The 3,508-nt window shown below is 59.8% G+C and carries 4 protein-coding genes; all 4 read left to right on the top strand.

From position 1 onward, the window contains the following. Nucleotides 1-244 precede the first annotated feature (244 nt). The 4 genes from L8H52_RS30175 (at nucleotide 245) to L8H52_RS30160 (ending at nucleotide 3,467) form a co-directional block, all read left to right on the top strand. Nucleotides 245-1,168 carry a GPO family capsid scaffolding protein gene (locus tag L8H52_RS30175; RefSeq protein WP_242210148.1) on the top strand — a complete coding sequence of 308 codons (924 nt, stop codon included), beginning with the start codon at nucleotides 245-247 and terminating at the stop codon, nucleotides 1,166-1,168. A gap of 1 nt (nucleotide 1,169) precedes the next feature. Continuing rightward, entirely contained in the window at nucleotides 1,170-2,189 is a 1,020-nt protein-coding gene (locus tag L8H52_RS30170; RefSeq protein WP_242210149.1) for a phage major capsid protein, P2 family, read from the top strand. Continuing rightward, a complete protein-coding gene (gene gpM, locus L8H52_RS30165) occupies nucleotides 2,186-2,908 on the top strand; it encodes a phage terminase small subunit (protein WP_242210150.1) in 723 nt (240 codons plus the stop codon). The genes L8H52_RS30170 and gpM overlap by 4 nt, the downstream gene beginning before the upstream one ends. Nucleotides 2,909-3,005: 97 nt before the next feature. Next, nucleotides 3,006-3,467 (top strand): head completion/stabilization protein, encoded by a 462-nt coding sequence (locus tag L8H52_RS30160; RefSeq protein WP_180699822.1) that lies wholly within the window; start codon nucleotides 3,006-3,008, stop codon nucleotides 3,465-3,467. The last annotated feature ends 41 nt before the right edge of the window (nucleotides 3,468-3,508 follow it).

Here is a 3,508-nt window from a genome sequence, read left to right as displayed (position 1 = left end):
GATGCGCCTGTATTTCCTTCACCGAACAGCGGCGCAGGTAGAGGCGTTTTGCGGCTTCTTTAACTTCGGTCGGGTAGTTCATGGGCCGCAGTCTATGCGGCGAAAACCCCGTAAACGCGGGGTTAAATGCTGCGATCCGCCTATCTCCCGAAAATAGGAGAACCCCGAATTTCAACCGTTTGTTTGGCGGTAAACGGCTCCCTATCGTGGCGGCTCATTCAGCGATTGAGCGCAGTTACCACTCATGCCCCGTTCCCTTGTCTCCTACTGGAAACGTGTTGCCACCAGCGGCCCGACCATTGATGGCCGCGACATCCTTCCCCAGGAACTGCGCGACATCGCCGAGACCTACACCCCGGCCAAATACACCGCTGTGATCTGGTGTGACCACGAGCGCTGGCCTGGCTCCCACGGCACTGTGTTCGCCGTGCGACTGGTGGAAGAGGGCGACGATCTGGAGCCTGGGCAAATTGCTTTGGAAGCCCAGCTGAAGCCAAACGATCGCCTGCTGTACCTCAACGATCAAGGCCAGAAGCTATTCACCAGCATTGAAATCACCCCGAATTTCGCCGGCACCGGCAAGGCCTATTTGACCGGCTTGGCCGTGACTGACGAGCCGGCCAGCCTCGGCACTCAAGAGCTGTATTTCTCCAACCGAACCAGCCGGGCCGCTTATTACGCCGCGTCGCTGGAACTCGGCCCATTGCGCGAAACCGAGGCGCAGGGCGAGATCGGACGGCTCATGGCCATGTTCACCCGCATGTTCAAGCGTTTCGGCATTGAAGACTCGCCCACCGAAACCACTCCGCAAACCCCAACCGAGAGCAAACCCCCAATGGATGAAGCTACCGCAACGGCTTTGAAAGCCCTGCTGGCCCAGCTGCTGGTCGTCGCTGCCGGCATTCAGGCCGTGATTGAGCCTGCCGCTGAAGACGCACCAGAACCCGATCAGGCCCCGATCGATGACGTAACTGACGCGGTGAACGACATCGTCACCACTGCCGAAGAAGAGCGCGAATTCAAGCGCAACGGCGGCGGCAACAAGGCTGTGCTGGCGGCGTTGGCCGGCCTGCAGAAGCAGTTCACCGAACTGAAGAACACCCCTTCCGGTCGCCAATTGCCACGCTCCACCGGCGCCACTGACAAATCCAAAGTGCGGGTGCTCTGACATGGCTCGTTCACTGAGCGCCTACGGCGCCAAGATGTACGCCGAAATGCAGCTGGCGATCGCCGAGACCTACGGCGTCCCGCTGTCGAGCAAGATGTTTTCCGTTGAACCGTCGATCACCCAGGAGTTGAACGACGCAATCACGGCAAAAGCGGACTTCCTGCAGCGCATCAATGTCATTCCGGTGACCGAGATCAAGGGCGAGAAGGTGTTTATCGGCGTGTCTGGCCCAGTCACCGGCCGCACCAACACCAAGACCACCGACCGCGAAGCAAAAGATGCATCTGCTCTGGAAAACAGCACCTATGAGCTGTCTTCGACTGAATCCGACGTGGGCCTGCCGTACGCGAAAATCGATGCCTGGGCGAAGTTTCCGGACTTCCATCAGCGCTATTCCGCTGCAGTGCAGAAGCAGATCGCCCTGGATCGCATCATGGTCGGTTTCCACGGTGTGAAAGCGGCTGCGCAAACCGACATCGAAGCCTATCCGATGCTGCAGGACGTGAACAAAGGCTGGCTGCAGCAACTGCGCGAGCAGGCACCGCAGCAGGTGCTCAAGGAAGGCAAAGCCGCCGGCAAAGTGACCTTGGGGCTGGACGGCGACTACGCCAACCTTGACGCCCTGGTGCATGACACCAAGCAAATGGTGGACGAGCGTCTGCGCGACGGTGGCGACTTGATCGCGATCATCGGTTCCGATCTGTTGGCGGCCGATAAGGCGAAGCTGTACGCCAAGCAAGGCGACGTGCCGACCGAGAAAGAGCGCATCGAAGATGCCCAGGTGATCGCCACCTACGGCGGTTTGCCAAGCTTCAGCGTGCCTTTCTTCCCGGTCAACGCTGTGCTGGTCACCAGCTGGGACAACCTTTCGATCTACTTCCAGGACTCCAGCTGGCGCAAGCAAACCGTAGACAATCCGAAACGTTCCCGCGTCGAGGATTACAACAGCCGTAATGAAGGCTATGTGATCGAGCAGCTGGAGAAAATCGCGCTGACTGAGAACGTGGAGCTGGTGAAGTGAGCCTGGCTCTCGCCCACAAGCGCCGCACCCTGGCCCAAGGCAGTGCTGCAGTAATCGCTGCTGCCGCCGCACCGCTGGCGTATTCGCCGGCGGAGGCCTTGAGCAGTCCAGCCAACGCGAAAAAGCACCTGCTGCTGATGGAAGCCTCGCTGGATCAGGATCTGCAGCGCCTGAGCGACATCAAGGGCCTCGCTGGGCGTCAGGCACTCAAGCGCGAAAAACTGCTGCCCAAGTACCAGGACTTTATTCAGCGCTACATGGATTCGGGCCTGGTGATGCCGAACCGTGTCCTGGTGCAGGTAATGGTCTGGCTGTTCGACACCGAGCAGTTCGAAGACGGCCTGGCACTGGCGGACTTTGCGATCGGTCAGGGTCAGGAAATGCCTGAGCGCTTCAAGCGCCGCGACGTGCAGACCTTTGTCGCGGATGCCGTGATCGATTGGGCTTACGCCGAGTACAACGCGCAGCGCAGCCCGGAGCCGTACCTGTCCGATCTGTTGCCGCGTGTCGACGGTGATTGGGAGCTGACCGAACAGATCCCGAGCAAGTACCACAAGTTGATCGGCATGCGTGCCATGGAGGCCGAGCAGTGGGAAACCGCGCTCCAGCATCTGGAACGTTCCACTGAGCTGTACGCGAAAGCGGGCAATGAGACGCGCATTGCGAAGTGTCGCAAGGCGATCGCCAAACAAACACCCGCCGTGACCGGCGCCCAATAACCGACTACCCCCCCAGCGGGGAACTGTGGACGTGTGTCTGCCATTTATGGACAGCCCCACGAAAAACAGTCTCCCCGCCCTATTCGAGCGGTCAGCAATGAGCTTTTCCGGGAAACCCACCACCTTTGTGGAACAGGCGATTGAGAACGACGGCTTCTGGCCGAACCTCTCCGTGTCCGAGTTCCAGAAGGGCTACCGCCTGCCGGCGGAGTACCTGGTAGACATGCTGGTCACTGATCTGACTACCGCGATGATTGAGATCAATCGCGATTTGTCCAAACGCAAAGGCCAATGGCAGAGCGTGGGCATCACCTCCGTGGAATCTGGTGACCCTAAGGTGCTGCCTGACGCCACATTTCATGTAGCGACGTACAAGCGCGCCGTGTATTGCCGAGCCAAGGCCAGCTTGCTGACGCAGTTCGCCACAGTAAGCCGCCGTGAAAGCGCCGAAAACACCGGCAAAGAAATGCCCGAACGCGGCGAGACGTTTCTGCAGTTCAGCCAGCAGGCGGTTCGCTCGCTGCAGGGGCGCGGCCGAATCACGGCGGCAATCGTATGACCAAGCTGCAGACACTGACCGCGTATCTGTTGGAGCGCCGA

It is taken from the genome of Pseudomonas sp. CROZ-RG-20F-R04-15, assembly GCF_022662375.1.
In the GTDB taxonomy this organism is placed as follows: Bacteria; Pseudomonadota; Gammaproteobacteria; order Pseudomonadales; family Pseudomonadaceae; genus Aquipseudomonas.
The sequence above is the reverse complement of the archived record's forward strand: the minus strand, read 5'-3'. Positions and strand labels throughout refer to the sequence as shown.

Coding starts and splice junctions, on each gene's coding strand:
- L8H52_RS30175 (WP_242210148.1), top strand. CDS start 245: ATGCCCCGTTCCCTTGTCTCCTACTGGAAACGTGTTGCCACCAGCGGC.
- L8H52_RS30160 (WP_180699822.1), top strand. CDS start 3,006: ATGAGCTTTTCCGGGAAACCCACCACCTTTGTGGAACAGGCGATTGAG.
- L8H52_RS30170 (WP_242210149.1), top strand. CDS start 1,170: ATGGCTCGTTCACTGAGCGCCTACGGCGCCAAGATGTACGCCGAAATG.